Consider the following 20,260-nt stretch of genomic DNA (forward strand, 5'->3'; position numbering starts at 1 on the left):
CTTGTTCCTTTCCTATTCCCCGTAATGCTTTATGGTATTTTCTGTTCTCTTTTTTAGAGAAGAAACCGATTTTGAAATAGAGTACATCTTTATAAGGTACCGGCTCTAAGCTACAGGATATGAAAACTGCACAACAGAAGCCTTATGCGGAGTGCCTTTTTTCTCAAAAGAGAGGGTAATCCATGCTAAATTCTTTTATTTCATACCTTGAATCTATCAAAATGCGTGATCCTGCCCCTCGTTCACGCTGGGAGATTTTACTCTATCCTGGCGTATGGGCACTTGCTTTACATCGGCTGGCGCATTGGCTTTATCAGGGAGAGTTATATTTCCTTGCTCGTATGATAAACCATATCTCGCGTTTCTTGACCTGTATTGATATTCATCCCGGGGCCAAAATAGGCCGCAATTTTTTTGTTGATCATGGGTTTGTCGTTATCGGAGAAACCGCTTGTATCGGGGATAACGTTACCCTTTATCAATGCTCTACCCTAGGGGGGACCGATCCGACTAATGGTGTCGGTGGCAAACGTCATCCCACTTTACGTAATGGCGTGATTGTAGGATCAGGGGCCCAGATATTAGGGCCTATCGAAATCGGGGCTAATGCCCGCATTGGTGCTAATGCTGTTGTTACGCGTGATGTAAATGAAAATGCTGTTATGGTGGGCATCCCGGCACGGGCTACTAATGAAGAAGAGGTTCCCGACAAAAAGATTGATACTAAAAAGGCTGAATTTATACCTTATGGAACCCCTTGTGGTGACCAGCTAGATCCTAATTTGCATGAAATACAATTGATGCATACTGAAATAGCTTTGTTACAGAAAAAAATTGAAAATTTTATCGCCAATCAGACTAAGACTTCTATCCCGCCGATTGGGCCTGATAAAGGCTTGCAGCCCTATTCCGATCCCGATATGCTTTCTAAAGGCAATGATAGCGCAGGTTCTTCAGCTTAATGAGTGTTATTACGCCTTTTTCTTCTGCCCATACGCCTCGTCAGGTCGGTTTTACACGGCCTGAAATTTTACAGTTGATGGATGTTTATGGACGTATGGTAGCCGCTGGTCACTGGCGTGATTACGCCCTTAACTTTGAAGCGCATAAAGCGCATTTTTCTGCTTTTCGTCGCACAGCTGAACGACCAGAATTCCGTATTGAAAAGCAGCCGGCACTTCGCCTTAAGCAAGGTATGTGGGTTCTGTATGGTGAAGCCGGACAAATATTAAAACGATCACACGAATTAGAAAGTGTATTAGCCCCCATCGAGAGGCGACTCATAAAATTGATTTCTGAATGACAACCCTTCATTTATTTAATTTTCGTTAAAATCTAGCTTTTTCTTGTCTCTAATTCCTTTCTCCTGCATGAATAAAGAAGGAATAACGATAAGGGAAAAGGCTGTAGTGTCGAAAAATACCGATTTCGGTTCACATATGTCTGTAAAAAGACAGTTTCATACGCTTTATATCTTACCTTTATTTTTGGCGATTCCTGTAGGCCTCTTGGCACAGGCCTCTGCCTTGACCCAAAATAAATCACCTTTTGGTCATTGGCAAAACATTCAAGAATCTCAAGCTGATTTTGTTAATGGCTATAATTCTTCAAAAATAACAGTGAAGTGCGACAAGCCGGCACAACGTCTTGTTCTTGGATTTAGTGGATATTCAGAGCCACAGATCAAAATTGCGACGCATCACTCAGCGCAGGATTACACGCTTTTACCGGATGAAAAAGGTCAGCCTATTCTCGTTTTTAAACGGCATGATTCTTTGATGAAGACATTAGCCAGTGAAACGACTCAGGTAACTTTTGAAGGCCATCATTCTAATAAATGGATGATGCAGAACAACCATCAGCTGGCCCGCATCATCCAATATTGTTGGCACTAATTTTTATTCAGCCGCAATGGTTTCGTTGGTATGAATACCTAAACTTGAGAAATAACGCTTAATATTGCGCGCGGCCTGACGAATACGATGTTCATTTTCTACAAAGGCCAAACGCACATACCCTTCGCCTTTTTCGCCATATCCAACGCCCGGGGCGACCGCTACTTTTGCATGGGTAAGAAGGCGTTTTGAAAATTCAAGACTGCCCAAATGGGCCAATTCGGCTGGTAACGGTGCCCAAGCAAACATAGACGCTTTTGGTGCCGGAATGGGCCAGCCGGCACGCGCAAAACTTTCTACCATGACATCTCGACGATGGCGATAAAGTTCGCGATTTTTAGCAATGATTTCTTGAGGGCCATTGATAGCGGCAACAGCCGCCGCCTGAATAGGCGTAAAGGCTCCGTAATCAAGATAGCTTTTGACGCGGGTTAGTGCCGCAATCAGCTTTTTATTTCCAACCGCAAAACCAATACGCCATCCCGCCATAGAATAGGTTTTTGATAAAGAGGTAAACTCAACAGCCACATCTTTTGCCCCCGGAATCTGGAGAATAGAAGGGGGAGGATTGCCGTCAAAATAAATTTCCGCATAGGCAAGATCGGATAAGACCCAGATATTATGCTTACGGGCAAATTCGACAACCCGTTCGTAAAAAGCCAGATCCGCGACTTCTGCTGTCGGATTAGAGGGATAGCCGATAACCATAGCGCTTGGTTTAGGCACCGTAAAATTAACGGCTCTTTCTAAATCCCTAAAGAAGTTTTCATCCGGTGTGGTTGGAATAGAGCGAATCGTGGCACCGGCAATGATGAAACCGAACATATGAATCGGATAGCTAGGATTGGGGGCAAGAATCACATCACCCGGGGCTGTGATTGCTTGGGCAAGGTTAGCAAGACCTTCTTTCGACCCCAACGTCACTACCACTTCACTGTCAGGGTCAAGATCGACCCCGAAACGGCGCTGATAATAAGCCGCCTGTGCCTTTCGTAAGCCCGGAATACCGCGAGAAGCGGAATAGCCATGCGCATCCGGCTTACTCGCTACTTCAGCTAGCTTATCAATTACATAAGAGGGAGGGGGTTGATCAGGATTCCCCATACCAAGATCAATAATATCCTCTCCTGCCGCCCGCGCGGCGGCCCGCATCGCATTGACTTCTGCGATAACGTAAGGGGGCAGACGGCGGATGCGGTAGAATGGCTCGGACATTTTTACTCCTTGGCCGAATAAAAAAAGTGGAAAAACTCTATTTATAATACGCTTTTATCCGGCGAAAATACTATAGGATTTTCTGCAAGCGGTGATAAGAAGATATTATGTTTTTTTACAAAAATAGTAGAAAGATATTTTATCATAAAGATAGCCTTAAAAGATAGTTTAAGCGGACCATTTTTACCGATATAAGTGTTCGCATTATCTTGTTTATGGCTTTTTGTGGTGTCATATCACCCTAAACAGCAGTCTATAGGCAATTGCCGATTTGCCGAGGCAGGCATAGCCGCCTTTCTTCAACAATTTACCTTAGGGGATATCATGAGCGGCGATAAGGATTTTGATCAGGATAATGAAAATGACGTCACAGTCATTACCCGCACCACACCCCAGACAAAAAAACCACAACCCTATAAAGTCTTAATGTTAAATGACGACTATACCCCGATGGAATTTGTGGTTCTTTGTCTTCAACGTTTTTTCCGTATGGGAATCGAAGATGCTACTAAGGTGATGTTACAAGTGCATCAACGCGGTGTCGGGATATGCGGAATTTTCAGCTATGAAGTGGCCGAAACCAAAGTTAATCAGGTTATCGACTTTGCGCGGCAGCATCAGCATCCATTACAATGCACTTTAGAAAAAGCCTGATGATTTTATCCGGTACTTCAAGCCCGACAGACTAACTAATATACCATGAATCGTTTTTTCCTGATTTTTCAGGATTAAGGGCGCTTGGCGGCAGGATTGTTTAAAGATAGAGACAGGCTATGGATCGTATTAAAATTCGCGGTGGCCAACGCTTGAAAGGCCGTATTCCTGTCTCGGGCGCTAAAAATGCTGTTTTAGCGCTGATGCCTGCTAGTCTTTTAACCAGTGAGCCCTTAACGCTTATCAATCTCCCGCGACTAGCTGATGTTGATAGCTGTTGCCATTTGTTGAATGAGCTAGGCGTTTCTACCATGATCGCCCGTTGTAAGGGGGATCATCCCGGCCGTGAGATTACCTTAACGGCCGCTTCTATTGCTTCAACCGTCGCCCCCTATGACATCGTCCGTAAAATGCGGGCGTCAATTCTTGTGTTGGGGCCATTATTAGCGCGAGAAGGGGAAGCAACTGTTTCGTTGCCGGGTGGTTGTGCTATCGGTAACCGTCCTATTGATTTACATTTACGAGCTTTAGAGGCCTTAGGCGCTGATATTGAATTGGCGGCAGGTTACGTGCGTGCGCGGGCACCCGATGGTGGTTTAAAAGGGGGTATTATAAGTTTCCCGGTGGTATCAGTAGGGGCCACTGAAAATGCTATCATGGCCGCTGTTCTAGCGACAGGCGAAACCATTATTAATAATGCCGCGCGTGAACCAGAAATTGTTGATCTGTGTCGGTGTTTGCTGGCGATGGGCGCTAAAATTACAGGTATTGGTAGTAGCCGTCTAGTTATCCATGGGTGTGATCGATTACATGGGGCAACGCATGTTGTCATGCCTGATCGTATCGAGGCTGGTAGCTATGCTTGTGCCGCCGCGATTACAGGGGGGGATGTTTTTTTACAAGGCGCACGGGCTATTGATATGGCCGAAGTGCTGGTTGAATTGGAACAAAGCGGTTTAGGTATAGTAGCTGAAGAAGAGGGCGTAAGAATTACAGCCGATAAGCCTTTGGAATCCTTAACCCTTTCAACGGCACCTTTCCCTGGATTTCCGACAGATATGCAGGCTCAGTTTATGGCTATGCTTGTTCTGGCAAAGGGAACTAGCGTTTTGACCGAAACGATTTTTGAAAATCGTTATATGCATGTACCAGAATTAGTGCGGATGGGCGCCGATATTCAGGTCCAAGGGCGTATGGCTGTCGTAAAAGGCGTGCCCCGTCTATTTGGTGCCGAGGTCATGGCTACAGATTTGCGGGCTTCTATGAGTCTGATCATTGCCGCTTTGGCGGCTGAAGGGGAAACACAGGTGCATCGTGTTTATCACCTTGATCGGGGTTATGAACGATTGGAAGAGAAATTGTCAGCCGTAGGGGCTGATATTGAACGCGTAGATGGTTAAAAATTGGGAACAGATCGAATGCGCATCTGTTCCTAAATTATAGGTTTAAATTTATTGGACTATCAGAATTTTTATTTTCTGAAATTCAGTTCATTCTCGATAGCTTGTTTTTTTAAGCCTGATAAATTGAGTAATAAAATGACTAGTTCTGAATGTCCTAATCCTAATATTGATACGCTTTCTAGCCAGATGGCAGCGGCTGGGTCAGAAATTGATCCTTATGAAACCCTTGACCCTCATGCCAAGGCTCAGGCTATTCACCGCTTTCATCTGCAAAAATTATTTTTAATTATTTTAGGGGCTATTGCTTGGATTTTTGCGGCGGCTAGTTGGCGTTTAGGCCCTTCTGCCCATGCTATGGGATTGTTCAGAATAATCTGGGCACCGATTTTTTTGACTTTTTTTATTTTATGGGCACGCTTGCCGCGTAGTTTAAGAGGTCACGTTATAAGGTCGGTGTTATTTCCAAAACTGACAAAATTTTTTTTAATACGGGACTTGAGTTTACCCTGTTTGTTTTTTTGTGTTTCTCTTTTGGCGGCAGGGCAGGCTTTTAACCTTTTACCTTTTTGGAAGCTCTGACTATGACTGATACCGTTCAACCGAGGTTTTCTTCCCTTTTAACTTCGGTCGCGCATGGTTTTTTTGGCCGTGAGGGCGGGGTATCATCAGGTCTTTATACCAGCTTAAATGTTGGTCTGGGCACAAAAGACGACCGTTCGGCCATTTATGAAAATCGTAAACGGGCTTTAAGGGCTATTGCGCCGCAGTCAGAATTAGTAACACTTCGTCAGGTTCACTCTGCCAAAGCTATTTTTATTGACCATCCAATCGCTGATGAGGATCGGGTCGAGGCGGATGCTATGGTTACAGATCGCCATGGATTGGCATTAGGTATCTTGACGGCGGATTGCGTCCCCGTACTTTTTTCAGATTCTTCTTCTGGGATTATTGGGGCGGCTCATGCAGGATGGAAAGGCGCTGTTCGAGGGATTATAGAAGCTACTATCGATCTCATGGTCGAAAAAGGGGCTTTAAGACAGAATATTGAAGCGGCTGTTGGACCAGCTATTCAGCAAAATTCTTATGAGGTTGATGATAATTTTTACAATAAATTCTTGGAAGAAGATTTTGATAACAAAGAATTTTTTTTAGAAGGCCGTGAAGCACATTGGCAATTTAATTTACCCGCCTATGTTGAAAGACGTTTAGAAAAAGCAGCTATTGGTGCGATAAGTCGTTCTCTGCTTGACACCTGTCAGGAAGATTCACAATTTTTTAGTTATCGCCGCGCCTGTTTACGCGGTGAAGAGGATTATGGCCGTCAGATTTCGATAATCTCTTTGTAAAAAATTATCGTTATTTTGTGCCACGCTTCATAAGAAATATAATATTTTTTCAAAAGAGCTTCTTCTGATAAAGCATTAAGTGTTTCTTTCAGGGAGCCTTTAATGAAAACGCGTGCCGCTGTTGCTTTTGCTGAAAAACAACCCCTCGAAATTGTTGAATTAGATCTTGAAGGCCCCAAACAGGGCGAAGTCTTGGTTGAAATTATGGCGACAGGTATTTGCCATACAGATGCCTACACTCTAGGGGGATTTGATAGTGAAGGCGTTTTTCCCGCTGTATTAGGGCATGAAGGCGCCGGTATTGTAAGAGAAGTCGGAAAAGGCGTCACCTCGGTCAAAGTGGGTGACCATGTTATTCCCCTTTACACACCCGAATGTCGACAATGTAAAAGTTGTCTTTCCGGGAAGACTAATCTTTGTACTGCCATTCGGGAGACTCAGGGGCGGGGATTGATGCCTGATGGGACAACTCGATTTTCCTATAAGGGGCAGCCCATTTTTCATTATATGGGATGCTCGACTTTTTCTAATTTTACAGTTCTTCCAGAAATCGCTGTAGCCAAAATTCGGAAAGATGCCCCGTTCAAGACAGCCTGTTACTGTGGCTGTGGGGTTACTACAGGTGTGGGCGCCGTTATTAATACGGCTAAAGTCGAAGCGGGGGCAAATGTCGTCGTTTTTGGCCTGGGGGGTATTGGTCTTAATGTTATTCAAGCGGCACGCATGGTTGGCGCAGATAAAATCATCGGGGTTGATACCAATGATGATAAAGCAGAGTGGGGCCGCCGCTTTGGTATGACTGACTTCGTTAACCCTAATAAGATTGAGGATGATATTGTCTCTCATCTTATCCGGTTAACAGAAGGGGGCGCTGATTATACCTTTGACTGCACAGGTAATACGGAAGTGATGCGTCAGGCTTTAGAAGCCTGTCATCGGGGCTGGGGGGTCTCTGTCGTGATAGGCGTTGCTGAGGCGGGTAAAGAGATTTCAACGCGGCCTTTCCAGCTGGTAACAGGGCGCGTCTGGAAAGGTTCGGCTTTCGGGGGTGTCAAAGGACGGACAGGTGTACCAAAAATTGTTGATTGGTATATGAAAGGTAAAATTGAAATTGATCCTATGATTACCCATGTATTATCCTTGGAAGAGATCAATAAAGGCTTTGATCTTTTGCATGAAGGTAAATCAATTCGATCAGTTATTATTTACTAATTATTGGTAATGATAATTTAGAAAACATTATAAAAATAATTTTCTTCTTTAAAGGAATGTCTCCATGAGTAGTATTATAACACATATTACTATCGGTACGAATGATATGAAAAAAGCACGGCGTTTTTATGATGCTGCTTTTGAAGCTCTAGGTATCAAACGGATGCGTGATGTTGAAGGTAAACGTTCCGTTTACGGTAGAGAGGGGCAAGAAGGTCGGATTATTATTGTAAAACCTATTAATGGTGAACCGGCTACAGTCGGTAATGGGATTACCATTGGTTTGGCCGCCGACACTGACGAAGCTGTAGATGCTTTTTACAAGGCCGGTCTTGAACATGGCGGTAAGGATGCTGGTGCACCCGGCCCACGGGCAGGGGCTAATGATTCTTATGGTGCCTATCTGTATGATCCAGATGGCAATAAAATTTGTACTTTTAATTTCAAATAAGAAAACCTTTATTCGGGCGGTTGTTGAGAGTGTATCTTGGCAACCATCCTTTTTTAGGAGATCAATTTTTTAAAATTATCGGATATTTTTTATACCCTCATCTCATTCTTGATTTTGAAAATAAAATCTGCTATTTATAACTATCCTTCTATATTCTTAAAATGGAGCGTTGTATGGCGCGCGTAACTGTCGAAGATTGTATCGACAAAGTTCATAATCGTTTCGATTTGATCTTATTAGCAGCCCAACGTGCTCGCCAAATTTCCGGTGGTGCTGAATTAACGCTGGATCGGGATCGGGATAAAAATCCGGTAGTAGCACTGCGTGAAATTGCAGAAGTCACGGTAACACCGGTTGAATTGCAAGAATCTTTACTCAACAGTCTTCAGCAAGTGCATCTTGATGATGATGATGTGCCGGATGAAGTAGGCTCTATCTCAGCTTCTGCTGAAGCTTTGCGTCTAACTGCAGAGACGCCTGCTCGCAATCAGACATCTGCACGACGTGCAGCTTCTGCTGCGGCAGCCGCTGCGGCAGCCGCAGAATATGATTAATTATATGATTAATTGAAATAATATAATTTTATTCTGAACACTTACTAGAAAAGCCGCTTCTTTTAAAAAGAAGCGGCTTTTGAAGTTTGGAAATAGAGTTAATTATTTAAGCATTATTCAGCTGGCTGTCTGACAACAATTGTCGGCTTTGAGGATAAGCCCCCAACCGATTCAAAACCTTGTGCCACATCCGATAATTGTGACTTAGAAGGTTTATCCACGTTGTTCTGAGCGGCAAGCGCCAGCGCGAAAGCGCCCATCATGCCGGCCTGATCGCCTAAGCCAGGTAAGACGATTATTTTATTGAAGTCGGCACCTCCAAAATAACCATTGGCAATTTCAGCCGTCTGACGGCGTACAGAAGCCAACATACCTTCAACATGCATAACACCCCCACCGAAGACGATGCGTTCTGGTGAGATGAAAGCCTGTAAGGTAACATTGAATTGAGCCAGATAAAAAGCAATGATGTCTCTGGCTTTTTCAAATTCAGAAGTTGACATTTCGTTAAGCGCCTTACCCCAACGCTTACGAATAGCCGTACCGCTGGCTAAACCTTCATAGCATCCGCCATGGAAAGGGCAGCAGCCTTTAAATTCTTGATCATCGGGATGGCGGATAGGAATACCATGACCCATTTCAGGATGAGCAAGCCCGTGGACAGGCTGGCCATCAATCAAGATACCACCACCAAAGCCAGTGCCAACGGTTACATAGACTGAATCATTGGTGCCTTTTGATGCACCCCAATAATTTTCAGCAATAGCCGCGCCATTGACGTCTGTATCAATTTCAACAGGGCATCCAAAGGCTTCTTTAAAGGGCGTTACAACATCCGTGTTGGGCCAGTAAGGCTTCGGCGTGTTCGTAATATAGCCCCATTTAGGATCTTTGTGATCTAAGCACAGCGGACCAAAAGTCGCAATACCGATAGCCGCATAAGAATCCGCATGAGCGGGTAAAGCCTTTTTGAAGAAATCGACACTTTTGCCAAGCGTTTCTTCTGGAGTGGTAGTCGGAACACGTTCTACAGCTAAAACCTGTCGATCAGAGTCGATGAGGGCCAGCATAAATTTCGTTCCGCCGCCTTCAATGCATCCATAAATTTTTTTATCGTTTTTCATTATTCTCACCACTCACAAAATCACCCCATTAACTGGGGGTTTGGGATTGTATCGTCACTTTATATGTTGAAGTGATTACTCTATGGATTACGAGCCCCTTTCAAAAATGAAGCTTCCTAATCGATGAACAGTAACCCTTCAGCGATTCGATGCAACAAAGGTGATTATAGCCAAATTCTGCTTCTTAATTAAGAAAGATATTAAAAATATTTTGAGCGATAAGCTTTGTAATAAATTTTATCATTTTCAATATTTAAAATTACTTTAAATTTTAGGGTATAGTTTAAATAGTTTATTTAAAAAATTTGATAACTCCAGAGGATGCGGTTTATCTGGAAATATAATTTAATTTTAAAAAAAATTTAATTTTTTAAATAAAAAAATAATTTTTTTACATTTTTTATATTTATAAACTAAAATAGTTCTATTACGCTTACTAAGCTTGGATTCCCAAATTATTTTTGGTTCAAATTTGACCAAGTATTGGCAGCGTTGTCACTAAATATTAGATTTTTTTTAGGAAACAATATTATTTTTACCGAGCAATAAAAATTCAATAAAGTATCTAGGCGGTTTCGATCTTATCAGGTGTCAAGAAACTGCATAAAAATTTGATCCTATTAAAAAATTGTTTTTTAAGATCACTATAAAATTTTTTGTGATCATTATTGCAATTAAATAGAGTAAATTATAATTGTAATTATTAAATAATATATTCATATTTTTTATTTTTTAATAGAAATATTTTTCCCGTTATTCGAATAAAATAGATGAATAGATTTGTTATTCAGAATAACGGGGTAAATTTATTTATAAATTATCATAATAATAATTTTTACATTAGAGATGGTGATTCCTGAGACAAGGGCCAAGACCGCCTAAAACTACTTTATAATCTTCCGCAACCGCCAGCATATCATGGCCTGATAGGGTAGATAAAACAGCTTGCGGCATAGCTTTTGGTAAACCACAGGCAAGGCGATACCATAAAAAGCTGTGTGGCGCAGGAGGGGTAGCCTCTTCATCGGTCATTTCCCCTAAGGCTACAGCCCATTGAGGTTTTTCTTGCGGGCGACGTAAAATATTTAATGAAATAGGCTGACGGCTAGCCGTTTGTAAAAAAATTTGGCTTTCGCTTTCACCCGGTAACGAACCCGGGACATAAAAAGCCCCAGTGATAGCCGTGATCTGTGGGGCAGGGGTATTTGACAGAATATCTCGGGTAATAGAAGCGGCCGTGGCCTCATCGTTTTCTGTCCAAATCAGATTGGCATAGGGGCGTGTCAGAACCACTTGTTCAGGATGACCCGCAACCGGCTGTCCAAAAATAAGATATTGTGTTTTTTCTTTAATACGCTGGGGATGTCCTCTTTCATCATCCTTAGTGTCGACTAGATACGTAATATCATTGGCTAAGCCCTCAGCGCCCCGAATCAACGTCACGACTTTGGCTTCTACAAAAAAACGACTTTCCCCTTCAGGTAGATCTGGTGTTAATTTCTGAGATAATTTTGTTGCGCGAACAATATCAACCGAAGCAACAATAGGAGAAGCTAAAATAAGGTCAACAAAATCGGCATAAGTAAAGTCATTTTTTTGAACATTTTCTGTGTTATTTAAGGGCTGTGCCTGAACATTTACAGTAGAAAAAATATTTAATGCTATTAATATAAAAGCCGTTTTTATCCATTTCATCACTATACTCCTTATAGTATTCAGTATAATGTATTTTACATTGTTAGAAAAAATATTATTCTTATTAAAATTACTTTATTGAAAATATTTTAACAGCTTATAAAAATAAGCTTTCTTATTTGGGTAATACACATGCTCAATAATGCACAGATAAAGCAATTGCATGTCTCACATTGTCGGGATAAGATTGATTTGTAGAGCCGTTCGCGGCCATGGTCGTCTAAGATACCATTTATGATAGGGAACATGAATGGTTATCGACAATCACGGGACTTGCGTGTGGGCTCGTTAAGGGGGCTTCGATAATTTCGACTGTCTGGCGGGTGCCACAGCTTGAGGACTGGAGGGAGTAAATTTCCTGAATGGCTTACGCTGATCAACAACCAATGAGCCGACGTAAAATCGTCTCCATCGGCTTAGTGGTGGTGGTTCATATAATTCTTATTTATGGCATGGTCTCTGGTTTAGCTGTCAAAGTATATAAACATGCGACCACAGATATGAAGGTGTTTGATATTAAAACACCGCCGCCACCGCCACCGCCACCGCCGCCACCACCACCTAAACAGGAGCAGCCGAAGGTCATCCAAAAACCAACGCCGCATCCTAAAGCTACTACACCGCCCCAAATTGTTGCTCCACCTGTAAAGGTTAATGTGCCTCAAGTGGAAGCGCCGCCTATTCAAACTGTTGTTAGCCAACCTTTGCCACCGATAACGGCACTTGCAGGGCCTGTTTCCAAAGGGCCAGTCGGGCCGCCTTCTGTTGGCACACCTACGGGGGAGGGTTCTGGTGGCGGTGTCGCCACTCGAGCACGTCCACATGGTGATCAAACGCAATGGGTAACCCAGGATGATTATCCATCACGGGCAATGCGGGACGGTCGTTCCGGTGTTACAGCTATCAGTTTTACTATCGGCACTGATGGACATGTTTCTCAATGCCATGTGACTTCATCAAGCGGAACACCCGAACTTGATGAGGCGACGTGTAAGTATTTCACGATGCGTGCGCGTTATTATCCGGCAAAAACCGCTTCCGGTGATGCTGTCGCTAGTACAGGCGTACAGCGTATTATCTGGCGTATTCCAGATGATTGATCGGAATATCTAGATCGTTCAGTTATGAAAATTTTCTAAGATATAAACCGAATTAACGGTCATTGTTGTTTTAAAAATTTTCAAGACTGTTTGCGCACACAAGACATAAAAAGATGAAGCATAGCCTAGGCTCTAAAATCATCTGAATGTCTTAAACAAAATAACGTGATGTCATCTATCTTTTGCTAAGAGGAAATAATTAGTCATGGCCACCCCAGCAGCTCCTGCCGTCGATGCCAGTGCTTATGGTCTTACTGGCGCACTTCAACAGGGCGGCGCACCTACATGGACGGTTCTTATTATTCTGGTCTTGATGTCTGCCGCTTCATGGTATGTCATATTTACCAAATTATGGGAGCAACAGCGCGTTCTTTCCCAAGGCCGTCAGATTGGTGCCCAGTTTTGGAATGCAATTTCCTTGAAAGATGCCGCTAAAAAACTTGAAGAAAATACGGCCTATCGTCAGATTGTAGAAGATGGCCTTGAAGCGGAAGATCAATATGGAAAAATTCCTAATGCGATTGATCAGCATGAATGGTTAAATGATTCACTGGAACGCAGTGTGGGTTCCATTAACTCACGGCTCGGTTCTGGACTGGCTATCTTGGCAACCGTGGGTGCGACCTCACCCTTTGTCGGTTTGTTCGGTACTGTTAACGGTATTTACGGTGCTTTGGTACAGATTGGTGCCTCTGGACAAGCTTCTATCGGTAAAGTTGCAGGTCCTGTTGGTGAAGCTTTGATCATGACTTCTATCGGTCTTGCTGTGGCTGTGCCTGCCGTGTTGGGTTATAACTGGTTAAACCGTCGTAACAGAACTATTGCAGAACGCATTGGTTCTTTTGCTATCGATGTTCATGCCTATCTGGTTTCTGGTGGGGCTGTTCGGCCTACTTTTAAAGCTATATCTTCTCAAAAACCAGCGCCAACCAAGCATTAATTCCAGTCATTCTGGCCGGAAAGTTCCTCTTTCCGGTCAAATGCCCTTTAAAATAACATCTTATCAAGACTGTTATTCGAGGATGAACCGACAATTGAGGCTATAGGAACTATCACCAATGGGAATGAGCTTAGGAGGGGACGATGATGCCCCAATGTCAAATATCAACACAACACCCCTTGTGGATGTTATGCTGGTGTTGCTCATCATTTTTCTGATTACTGTCCCGGTGGTGGTTGAAACAGTGCCGGTAAAGTTACCTGATACGCGGTATGAACCTACACGGACGCAACCTGAAGATGTGGCGCTTTCTGTACGGGGCAATTCTGATAATACCTGTGAAGTTTATTGGAATCTAACACGTGTTAATGCACAGGAACTGAGCAATCGGGCAGTCGCAAAACTGAAAGCTGAAATTGATCGTCAGGGTGGGCCGAATACACCGGGTCTTGTATTACCTGAAGTCCATATTCGCGGTGATGTCGATACACCTTATCGTTGTATCGGAGGGGTCATCTATACGATGCAAGAAGCGGGTTTTGCTAAAGTCGGTTTTATTTCAGAACCACAGCCCGGTCCCGCATCGGCAGACGAAAATCAATAGGAACAGAGCGTATCCTCGTTTCTTCTCCATAAAGGCGACTAATCTGTTTTAAGGAGTTTTGGCTATGGCAATATCTGCTGGTGGTGATAATGACGAACCGATGATGGATATCAATACAACACCGTTGATTGATGTCATGCTGGTGTTGTTGATCATGTTTATTATCACTATTCCTATTGAGACCCATGCTGTAAAAATAAATCTGCCGCAGAATAATTCACATAATCAGGATCCTATTGATCCTGTTAAAAACAAAATTATGATTAATGCTTCGGGTACCATTTTTTGGAATGGACAGGCAACGGAGTTGCCTGATCTTCGTCGCTATCTCGACGAAAGTCAGGCTATGAATCCAATCCCAGAACTTCAACTTCAGCCTGATCCACAAGTCCGTTATGATGTGGTGGATAAAGTTCTGGCCGAATGTAAAAAGGCCCAGGTCGAAAAAATGGGTTTTGTGGGTAATGAAACCTATCGTTCTTTCTGACCTTAGGCTTAGCTAAGATTTGAAAAACGCTTCTACTTTATAATGTAAAATAGATGATGCCGGATTCCAGAGTAGAGACATATACTCAAGGGACCGGCATTGTTTTTATTGGTCTTTTGATAAAATAGTGCTATGAACCGCACAAATTTGCTAAAAGATGGCTCAGAATTGCTTGTGGAATCGTTTGTATTTTGATAAGCGCCCCATCTGAAATAAGTATACCAATGTCTGGTATATCAACGAATTTATGCGACAGACCTTTTTTGAAGGATATATTCCTCTCATTTTTTTTCTGTCTAGCAGGAGATATGAATTCTTATGCAGATCATCGTTCGCGACAATAATGTCGATCAAGCTCTTCGCGCTCTTAAGAAAAAGTTACAGCGTGAAGGCGTCTATCGCGAGATGAAGCTGCGTCGTCATTATGAAAAGCCGTCTGAAAAGCGGGCTCGTGAACGGGCTGCTGCTGTACGTCGTTCCCGGAAGCTGGAACGGAAGCGTGCAGAACGTGACGGTATCCGTTAAGTTTTTTAATAAAGCGATAGGCTTTATTGCTAGACTATGTATCGCCTCCCTTAATAATGTGGGAGGCGATTTGTTTTCATTTAAAGAAAAATGACCTTATCATTTTTTAAATGAAGACAGGGTATTCGATGACGCTTACTTCTTTGAAAAGATATTTTGCCCTTTACCTATCCGACAGTATTTTTCTGTATGAATAATTTTAAGGCATTGTAGCTTCATCTCTCTTTGTTCTTCTGTAAATCCTAAGAGCACCAAAAAATGGTTGATTCCTGGGACAACGCCAAAGCGTTTAAGAATAGAGCAGAAGATTTCCGAAATTAGGTTATCTTTAAAATGGTTAATGATAGCCCTTTAAAGATAATTGAAGAAAGGGCGTAAATATGGCCTCTGATGAATCTCCATCTGCTGCTGTTTTTTTCCGCGCATTGCGGACGCCCTTGTGTACAGTTGCTCTTCTTTCAGTAGCAGGGGCTACCCTTGCAATTGCGGGTACTTCTGCCCCTTTACAGTTAGCGCTGTCGCCAGAAAAATTTTTAGCCAAAAATGAACAGGTTAAAGGGGTTCAAAAAACAGCTTCAGGCTTACAATATAAAGTCATAAAGCTTGGTAATGGTCCCCAACCTAATGCCAGTGATATGGTTTCTATCGATTATCAGGGTAGCCTGACAGATGGCACGGTTTTTGATTCAACAGCGCGTAATGGCGGTACACCGATGGTTATGCCTGTTTCCAAAGTTATCCCCGGATTTTCAGAAGCCTTACAACTTATGAAACAGGGTAGTGAATATCGTTTTTGGATTCCCCCCCATTTAGGCTATGGCGCAGAAGGTGCAGGGAACGTTATTCCCCCCAATGCTGTTTTGGTTTTTGATATCAAGCTTATTTCTGTTGTACCGGTTCCTGCCGAACAAATGGCGATACCTTCAGCACAGCCTTAATTTTCTAAAAAAACGGTTAGACAGACCTTACTTAGACGGTTTTTTTTCTGGCTTGAATGTGAATTGTTTTGCATGATTTTTCTGCTGAATTTCTTCTCGCTCTGATATAATCTTAGAATATTCTTCTAAAGAAACTTTAGCGATAGCAACTAGGGGATCCGCTAAAGCCAGTCCCATGATACCAAAGAGAGAGCCTAGTAATATCTGAGCCCCCAATTCCAAAGCGGGGGGGAGATTAACCGAGCGTCTGGCGACAATGGGGACTATTAAATACCCATCAATCATTTGAACCACAGCATAGACACACATAGCCCATAAGCCGGTTTGAACACCTTGGCTAAAACCGACTAAACAAATAAGGACCCCGGAAATAAGTGCCCCAATATTAGGAAGAAAGGCGAGTAATCCGGTCAACAACCCTAACAGAGTGGCCATTGGGACACCGGCTAATAATGATAATAGCCATGTACCCACACCTTCGATTGCCATGCCTAGTAAACGTCCGGCCATTAAACGGCGTAAGTTATCATTCGCAATATTAAATATACGGTAAAAATCAGACCTTTTTGCAATCGGCAACATCCATGCAAAGCCGCGTTCATAAAGCTGGGGTTCAATCGCGACAAAAATACCGATAACCAAAATCATAGCCCCGCCAGAGACAGCGCCTAAGGCGTTACCAACAAAAGCACTCACTTCCCCAAACGACCCAAAAAGGCGTTGAGCAATATCTGTACTGGAAACATTGGGAGACATCAGGCCATTGCTGACCAACCAATCACGGATACGAATAAACTGGGTTGATAAGGTTGCCTGTAAGGCATCTAACTGTCCGCCCAGCTGATAGACCGCAAGATAGACTGTGAAGGACAAAAATATAGCGACGCATACGCACACAATGGCTAACCGATAGCCACGGCCTATTTTTAGAAAATAGCCTAATAAACGAGTGCCATCATCCAGCAAGGAGGCGAAAACCAAACCTGCAATAATAAGTAGAATCGGCTGGATTAACAGACAGATTAAAGCCACCCCTCCTGCCATAGAAATCCATACCGCTGCGCGTTTGAATTCACGGATTGTGAAGTCATGGAATAAGTCACTTGGGCCGGATTTTTCCGGAGGGCGCTTTTGGGTTTCCGGCATATTACATGAACCTTATGGCTTCGAAGCTGTAGGATGAAGATCAATTCCGCTGCGTCCTGAGCGAAAAGCCCTAAACCAACTAAGTGGATTAAAATATTGCGAAGAACCATCAAGTGAGAAGGTGATAAACTCTGCGCGCCCGCCCAGACTTTCAATAGGGACGGGGCCACCCAAGCCGTGCTCTTCTAAGGAAAAACGACTATCGGCTGACTGATCCCGATTATCCCCCATTAAGAAGACATTACCAGCGGGTACCGTTACAGGGCCGTAATCATCTGCTTGTGGAATATACCCTAAATCCAAAGTGTCATAACTTACACCATTGGGTAAAGTTTCCCGAATACGCGGCATTTTGCAATAAAGCCGTCCGTCTTTACCGGTTACCTGCTCCATGGCGAGATAGCCGTTTCCTTCACAAGGCATGTTAGGATCAATAGGGATCATAGCCGCTGTCATCGCTTCGCGTTTAACGGGTTTACCATTGATAATCAAAATGCCGTTATCAACAGAGATAGTATCCCCTGGTAGGCCGATGACCCGTTTAATATAATCGCTTTTTTGTCCACGGGGCACGACAATTACCACATCACCCCGTTTAGGCATGTGACTCAATAAACGACCATGCATGAAAGGTAAAAAGTGGAAAATGGGTGAAGCATAAGACCATCCGTAAGGATATTTTGATACGACCAGTCGATCTCCATTCAATAGAGTCGGCATCATTGATTCAGACGGAATATAAAAAGGTTTAACTAAAAAACTCTGAACAAGACCAACTAAAATTAGAATATAAAAAATGCCCTTTATTTCATGCCAAAAACTATTTTGTTTTGGAGCATTTTCTTCTTTGGATTTTAAATGACTTATGTCTGACTGACTATTTTGATCCATTCAGATTATTACCTTTTTAGGCCAGATAATGCTGACGCTATTGTAAATTTAAATATATTCAGACTGGGCTTCAATGATAACAAAGGCTAATGCCCATGGCGGATCATCGCTGAGGCTAAGATGAATAGTTGTTTTATGCTGTGCTGGTTTTTTTTCTTCAAGTAAAAGCGCCGCCTTTCCCGATATATTTAATGTAGGGGCACCAAGCGCATTATTGGATATAGTTATATCCTGAAAAGAGATAGCCTGACGGAAACCTGTGCCCAAAGCTTTTACGAAAGCTTCTTTGGCAGCAAAACGTTTGGCAAAAAATCCTGCTTTAGTAGCAGAAAGTGCAGCAGAGGCCTCAATTTCTTCATAAGAAAACAGGCGTTTCAAAAAACGCCCGCTTTCTTTTTTATCAAGAATGGTGGCGATACGATCAATGTTACAAAGATCTGTGCCAATGCCTATAATCATAGAGGGATATGCTTCACCAAAAAATCGGCGGTATCTTCTGCACGCGCGGCATCCATTAAATAACGCATACGTTTAATACTGGCTTCTAATCCGATAAAGATAGCCTCACCAATAAGAAAATGACCGATATTTAATTCTGCGATTTCTGGCATCGCGGCGATGGGCATAACATTTTCATAGGTCAGACCATGACCTGCATGGACTTCTATATTAAAGCTTCTGGCAAGCTTGGCGGCTTCTTTAATCCGATTGAGCTCTGATGATAACTCTTCATTGACGCTATTGGCATAGCGTCCGGTATGAAGTTCAACAACAGGTACCCCTAGAGTTTTGGCGGCTCTAACTTGGGTGTCATCCGGTTCAATAAACAAGCTGACCCGAATACCAACAGCCGTTAATTTTTCGACAATTGGTTTTAAAAAGGCGATCTGACCTGCCGCATCCAATCCGCCTTCGGTTGTCTGTTCTTCTCGCTTTTCTGGCACAATGCACACAGCATGAGGACGATGATGAACTGCAATGGCGACCATCTCTTCTGTTGCCGCCATTTCAAGATTAAGAGGCAGCGTGATCTTGTCTTCCAGATTTTTCAGATCATTATCGCTGATATGACGTCGATCTTCGCGGAGATGGGCTGTAATACCATCAGCGCCCGCATAAGCTGCTAATTCTGCGGCTTTTAAAGGGTCAGGATGGGCGCCACCACGCGCATTACGAATAGTCGCCACATGGTCAATATTGACCCCAAGCCTTATTCTGTCAGTCATTATAGCCTCTTTAACAGAGTTATTTAAGCAGGCTTAGCCCGGCTGCCGGGTTTAACAGCGGGAATCGCTGCCAGTTCCGGGGGAAGCTTATCAGCAGCATAGGTCGGTACGTCCAGTTTCAGCAAGGGAAAGAACGGAACGTCAAATTGAGCCTTGCCATTAGAACGATCTACTAAGGAGGCTGCCGCCACCACTTTACCCCCTGCTTTTTCGATCGCTGAAATCGTTTCTCTGGAAGAAAGGCCTGTCGTTACGACATCTTCAACCATCAGAATTTTTTGACCTGGATTTACTGAAAAACCACGGCGTAATTCAAATGTGCCGGTTGGGCGTTCCATAAACATGGCATCAACGTTAAGAGCGCGGGCTACTTCCTGTCCGATAATAATGCCGCCCATCGCAGGAGAAATAACGGCTGAAATTTCTTGTCTTAAGGCTTCAGGAAGTCGGGCTGCCAAAGCAGAGGCAAGACGGCCTGCACGCATTGGATTCATTAAAACACGAGCACATTGCAGATAACGGGGGGATCTCAAACCGGATGAAAGAATGAAATGCCCTTCCAATAAAGCACCTGCTGAACGGAATTCGGCTAATATCTCTGCATCTGTCATGGGGGTATCTCTCGCAGGGGAAATAATTCGGTCATAAGCTGGAAAGAGGCAGATTTCTGAAAAAGGATTTTTCAAAAAACGTTTGATTATTCCTGTCAAAATATAAATCAGACTAGATAAACAAAGGCACTATCCCAGCAAAAAATCGCAGCTGGTATTATCGACATTAAGGGCATTCTGCCAGTCTTTTGATAGAAAAAGGATGTTTTCTTCTCTCTTTTCATGAAAATGAACATAAACCCT

Annotated in this window: 24 protein-coding genes; 16 read left to right on the forward strand and 8 right to left on the reverse strand. The window is 43.2% G+C overall.

Features of this window, described 5'->3' with window-relative positions:
- The first annotated feature begins 182 nt into the window (after positions 1-182).
- From epsC to ZYMOP_RS07210, 3 genes are all read left to right on the forward strand, one after another.
- Positions 183-962, forward strand: coding sequence for a serine O-acetyltransferase EpsC (epsC, locus tag ZYMOP_RS07200; protein WP_013934666.1), 780 nt, complete (start codon positions 183-185; stop codon positions 960-962).
- Positions 962-1,303 carry a DUF2794 domain-containing protein gene (locus tag ZYMOP_RS07205; protein ID WP_013934667.1) on the forward strand — a complete coding sequence of 114 codons (342 nt, stop codon included), beginning with the start codon at positions 962-964 and terminating at the stop codon, positions 1,301-1,303. The genes epsC and ZYMOP_RS07205 overlap by 1 nt, the downstream gene beginning before the upstream one ends.
- 106 nt (positions 1,304-1,409) lie before the next feature.
- The gene (locus ZYMOP_RS07210; RefSeq protein WP_013934668.1) at positions 1,410-1,895 is read left to right on the forward strand and encodes a hypothetical protein; all 486 of its coding nucleotides are present in this window, start codon (positions 1,410-1,412) and stop codon (positions 1,893-1,895) included.
- Between the two features lie 3 nt (positions 1,896-1,898).
- Here ZYMOP_RS07210 and ZYMOP_RS07215 read toward each other — a convergent pair whose 3' ends face one another.
- Positions 1,899-3,110 (reverse strand): LL-diaminopimelate aminotransferase, encoded by a 1,212-nt coding sequence (locus ZYMOP_RS07215; RefSeq protein WP_013934669.1) that lies wholly within the window; start codon positions 3,108-3,110, stop codon positions 1,899-1,901.
- Between the two features lie 324 nt (positions 3,111-3,434).
- Here ZYMOP_RS07215 and clpS point away from each other — a divergent pair, with 324 nt between their 5' ends.
- From clpS to rpoZ, 7 genes are all read left to right on the forward strand, one after another.
- Complete coding sequence (gene clpS, locus ZYMOP_RS07220; protein WP_013934670.1) at positions 3,435-3,764, forward strand: ATP-dependent Clp protease adapter ClpS; 330 nt, start codon at positions 3,435-3,437, stop codon at positions 3,762-3,764.
- Positions 3,765-3,883: 119 nt separating this feature from the next.
- A complete protein-coding gene (gene murA, locus ZYMOP_RS07225; RefSeq protein WP_013934671.1) occupies positions 3,884-5,164 on the forward strand; it encodes a UDP-N-acetylglucosamine 1-carboxyvinyltransferase in 1,281 nt (426 codons plus the stop codon).
- A 138-nt stretch (positions 5,165-5,302) separates the two neighbouring features.
- Positions 5,303-5,746 (forward strand): hypothetical protein, encoded by a 444-nt coding sequence (locus ZYMOP_RS07230; protein ID WP_013934672.1) that lies wholly within the window; start codon positions 5,303-5,305, stop codon positions 5,744-5,746.
- Positions 5,747-5,748: 2 nt separating this feature from the next.
- Positions 5,749-6,513 (forward strand): peptidoglycan editing factor PgeF, encoded by a 765-nt coding sequence (gene pgeF / locus ZYMOP_RS07235; protein WP_013934673.1) that lies wholly within the window; start codon positions 5,749-5,751, stop codon positions 6,511-6,513.
- Positions 6,514-6,615: 102 nt separating this feature from the next.
- On the forward strand, positions 6,616-7,725 hold the full coding sequence (locus ZYMOP_RS07240; protein ID WP_013934674.1) for an S-(hydroxymethyl)glutathione dehydrogenase/class III alcohol dehydrogenase: 1,110 nt from the start codon (positions 6,616-6,618) through the stop codon (positions 7,723-7,725).
- 64 nt (positions 7,726-7,789) lie between these two features.
- The gene (locus ZYMOP_RS07245; RefSeq protein WP_013934675.1) at positions 7,790-8,176 is read left to right on the forward strand and encodes a VOC family protein; all 387 of its coding nucleotides are present in this window, start codon (positions 7,790-7,792) and stop codon (positions 8,174-8,176) included.
- Between the two features lie 173 nt (positions 8,177-8,349).
- The gene (rpoZ, locus tag ZYMOP_RS07250; protein ID WP_013934676.1) at positions 8,350-8,730 is read left to right on the forward strand and encodes a DNA-directed RNA polymerase subunit omega; all 381 of its coding nucleotides are present in this window, start codon (positions 8,350-8,352) and stop codon (positions 8,728-8,730) included.
- A 113-nt stretch (positions 8,731-8,843) separates the two neighbouring features.
- Here the strand turns inward: rpoZ and ZYMOP_RS07255 are convergent, their stop codons facing one another.
- Positions 8,844-9,854, reverse strand: coding sequence for a fructokinase (locus ZYMOP_RS07255; protein WP_013934677.1), 1,011 nt, complete (start codon positions 9,852-9,854; stop codon positions 8,844-8,846).
- 840 nt (positions 9,855-10,694) lie between these two features.
- Positions 10,695-11,549 (reverse strand): hypothetical protein, encoded by an 855-nt coding sequence (locus ZYMOP_RS07260; protein WP_013934678.1) that lies wholly within the window; start codon positions 11,547-11,549, stop codon positions 10,695-10,697.
- A gap of 362 nt (positions 11,550-11,911) precedes the next feature.
- On the opposite strand from ZYMOP_RS07260, the gene ZYMOP_RS07265 reads away from it, so the two are divergent.
- From ZYMOP_RS07265 to ZYMOP_RS07290, 6 genes are all read left to right on the forward strand, one after another.
- Entirely contained in the window at positions 11,912-12,649 is a 738-nt protein-coding gene (locus tag ZYMOP_RS07265; RefSeq protein WP_013934679.1) for an energy transducer TonB, read from the forward strand.
- A gap of 205 nt (positions 12,650-12,854) precedes the next feature.
- A complete protein-coding gene (locus ZYMOP_RS07270) occupies positions 12,855-13,589 on the forward strand; it encodes a MotA/TolQ/ExbB proton channel family protein (RefSeq protein ID WP_013934680.1) in 735 nt (244 codons plus the stop codon).
- Positions 13,590-13,707: 118 nt separating this feature from the next.
- Positions 13,708-14,193 carry an ExbD/TolR family protein gene (locus tag ZYMOP_RS07275; protein WP_013934681.1) on the forward strand — a complete coding sequence of 162 codons (486 nt, stop codon included), beginning with the start codon at positions 13,708-13,710 and terminating at the stop codon, positions 14,191-14,193.
- A gap of 64 nt (positions 14,194-14,257) precedes the next feature.
- Positions 14,258-14,680 carry an ExbD/TolR family protein gene (locus tag ZYMOP_RS07280; protein ID WP_013934682.1) on the forward strand — a complete coding sequence of 141 codons (423 nt, stop codon included), beginning with the start codon at positions 14,258-14,260 and terminating at the stop codon, positions 14,678-14,680.
- A gap of 318 nt (positions 14,681-14,998) precedes the next feature.
- Entirely contained in the window at positions 14,999-15,205 is a 207-nt protein-coding gene (gene rpsU, locus ZYMOP_RS07285; protein WP_011241460.1) for a 30S ribosomal protein S21, read from the forward strand.
- 380 nt (positions 15,206-15,585) lie between these two features.
- Complete coding sequence (locus ZYMOP_RS07290; RefSeq protein ID WP_013934683.1) at positions 15,586-16,143, forward strand: FKBP-type peptidyl-prolyl cis-trans isomerase; 558 nt, start codon at positions 15,586-15,588, stop codon at positions 16,141-16,143.
- 27 nt (positions 16,144-16,170) lie between these two features.
- Here ZYMOP_RS07290 and ZYMOP_RS07295 read toward each other — a convergent pair whose 3' ends face one another.
- From ZYMOP_RS07295 to pyrE, 5 genes are read right to left on the reverse strand one after another with little or no spacing between them, the layout of a single operon-like run.
- The gene (locus ZYMOP_RS07295) at positions 16,171-17,289 is read right to left on the reverse strand and encodes an AI-2E family transporter (RefSeq protein ID WP_013934684.1); all 1,119 of its coding nucleotides are present in this window, start codon (positions 17,287-17,289) and stop codon (positions 16,171-16,173) included.
- A 12-nt stretch (positions 17,290-17,301) separates the two neighbouring features.
- The gene (gene lepB, locus ZYMOP_RS07300; RefSeq protein WP_013934685.1) at positions 17,302-18,180 is read right to left on the reverse strand and encodes a signal peptidase I; all 879 of its coding nucleotides are present in this window, start codon (positions 18,178-18,180) and stop codon (positions 17,302-17,304) included.
- A gap of 48 nt (positions 18,181-18,228) precedes the next feature.
- The gene (acpS, locus tag ZYMOP_RS07305) at positions 18,229-18,639 is read right to left on the reverse strand and encodes a holo-ACP synthase (protein ID WP_013934686.1); all 411 of its coding nucleotides are present in this window, start codon (positions 18,637-18,639) and stop codon (positions 18,229-18,231) included.
- Positions 18,636-19,406, reverse strand: coding sequence for a pyridoxine 5'-phosphate synthase (locus tag ZYMOP_RS07310; RefSeq protein ID WP_013934687.1), 771 nt, complete (start codon positions 19,404-19,406; stop codon positions 18,636-18,638). The genes acpS and ZYMOP_RS07310 overlap by 4 nt, the downstream gene beginning before the upstream one ends.
- Positions 19,407-19,429: 23 nt before the next feature.
- Positions 19,430-20,017 (reverse strand): orotate phosphoribosyltransferase, encoded by a 588-nt coding sequence (gene pyrE, locus ZYMOP_RS07315; protein WP_013934688.1) that lies wholly within the window; start codon positions 20,015-20,017, stop codon positions 19,430-19,432.
- Between the last annotated feature and the right edge of the window lie 243 nt (positions 20,018-20,260).

Source organism: Zymomonas mobilis subsp. pomaceae ATCC 29192 (genome assembly GCF_000218875.1).
Taxonomy (GTDB): domain Bacteria; phylum Pseudomonadota; class Alphaproteobacteria; order Sphingomonadales; family Sphingomonadaceae; genus Zymomonas; species Zymomonas pomaceae.

Excerpts from the sequence above, each read along its gene's own strand:
- epsC (WP_013934666.1), top strand. The coding sequence starts at position 183 with ATGCTAAATTCTTTTATTTCATACCTTGAATCTATCAAAATGCGTGAT.
- ZYMOP_RS07215 (WP_013934669.1), bottom strand. The coding sequence starts at position 3,110 with ATGTCCGAGCCATTCTACCGCATCCGCCGTCTGCCCCCTTACGTTATC.
- ZYMOP_RS07260 (WP_013934678.1), bottom strand. The coding sequence starts at position 11,549 with ATGAAATGGATAAAAACGGCTTTTATATTAATAGCATTAAATATTTTT.
- ZYMOP_RS07280 (WP_013934682.1), top strand. The coding sequence starts at position 14,258 with ATGGCAATATCTGCTGGTGGTGATAATGACGAACCGATGATGGATATC.
- lepB (WP_013934685.1), bottom strand. The coding sequence starts at position 18,180 with ATGGATCAAAATAGTCAGTCAGACATAAGTCATTTAAAATCCAAAGAA.
- ZYMOP_RS07230 (WP_013934672.1), top strand. The coding sequence starts at position 5,303 with ATGACTAGTTCTGAATGTCCTAATCCTAATATTGATACGCTTTCTAGC.
- acpS (WP_013934686.1), bottom strand. The coding sequence starts at position 18,639 with ATGATTATAGGCATTGGCACAGATCTTTGTAACATTGATCGTATCGCC.
- rpoZ (WP_013934676.1), top strand. The coding sequence starts at position 8,350 with ATGGCGCGCGTAACTGTCGAAGATTGTATCGACAAAGTTCATAATCGT.
- clpS (WP_013934670.1), top strand. The coding sequence starts at position 3,435 with ATGAGCGGCGATAAGGATTTTGATCAGGATAATGAAAATGACGTCACA.
- ZYMOP_RS07245 (WP_013934675.1), top strand. The coding sequence starts at position 7,790 with ATGAGTAGTATTATAACACATATTACTATCGGTACGAATGATATGAAA.
- ZYMOP_RS07240 (WP_013934674.1), top strand. The coding sequence starts at position 6,616 with ATGAAAACGCGTGCCGCTGTTGCTTTTGCTGAAAAACAACCCCTCGAA.
- ZYMOP_RS07275 (WP_013934681.1), top strand. The coding sequence starts at position 13,708 with ATGGGAATGAGCTTAGGAGGGGACGATGATGCCCCAATGTCAAATATC.
- ZYMOP_RS07270 (WP_013934680.1), top strand. The coding sequence starts at position 12,855 with ATGGCCACCCCAGCAGCTCCTGCCGTCGATGCCAGTGCTTATGGTCTT.
- pyrE (WP_013934688.1), bottom strand. The coding sequence starts at position 20,017 with ATGACAGATGCAGAGATATTAGCCGAATTCCGTTCAGCAGGTGCTTTA.
- pgeF (WP_013934673.1), top strand. The coding sequence starts at position 5,749 with ATGACTGATACCGTTCAACCGAGGTTTTCTTCCCTTTTAACTTCGGTC.
- ZYMOP_RS07255 (WP_013934677.1), bottom strand. The coding sequence starts at position 9,854 with ATGAAAAACGATAAAAAAATTTATGGATGCATTGAAGGCGGCGGAACG.
- ZYMOP_RS07205 (WP_013934667.1), top strand. The coding sequence starts at position 962 with ATGAGTGTTATTACGCCTTTTTCTTCTGCCCATACGCCTCGTCAGGTC.
- ZYMOP_RS07265 (WP_013934679.1), top strand. The coding sequence starts at position 11,912 with ATGGCTTACGCTGATCAACAACCAATGAGCCGACGTAAAATCGTCTCC.
- murA (WP_013934671.1), top strand. The coding sequence starts at position 3,884 with ATGGATCGTATTAAAATTCGCGGTGGCCAACGCTTGAAAGGCCGTATT.
- ZYMOP_RS07295 (WP_013934684.1), bottom strand. The coding sequence starts at position 17,289 with ATGCCGGAAACCCAAAAGCGCCCTCCGGAAAAATCCGGCCCAAGTGAC.
- ZYMOP_RS07290 (WP_013934683.1), top strand. The coding sequence starts at position 15,586 with ATGGCCTCTGATGAATCTCCATCTGCTGCTGTTTTTTTCCGCGCATTG.
- ZYMOP_RS07310 (WP_013934687.1), bottom strand. The coding sequence starts at position 19,406 with ATGACTGACAGAATAAGGCTTGGGGTCAATATTGACCATGTGGCGACT.
- rpsU (WP_011241460.1), top strand. The coding sequence starts at position 14,999 with ATGCAGATCATCGTTCGCGACAATAATGTCGATCAAGCTCTTCGCGCT.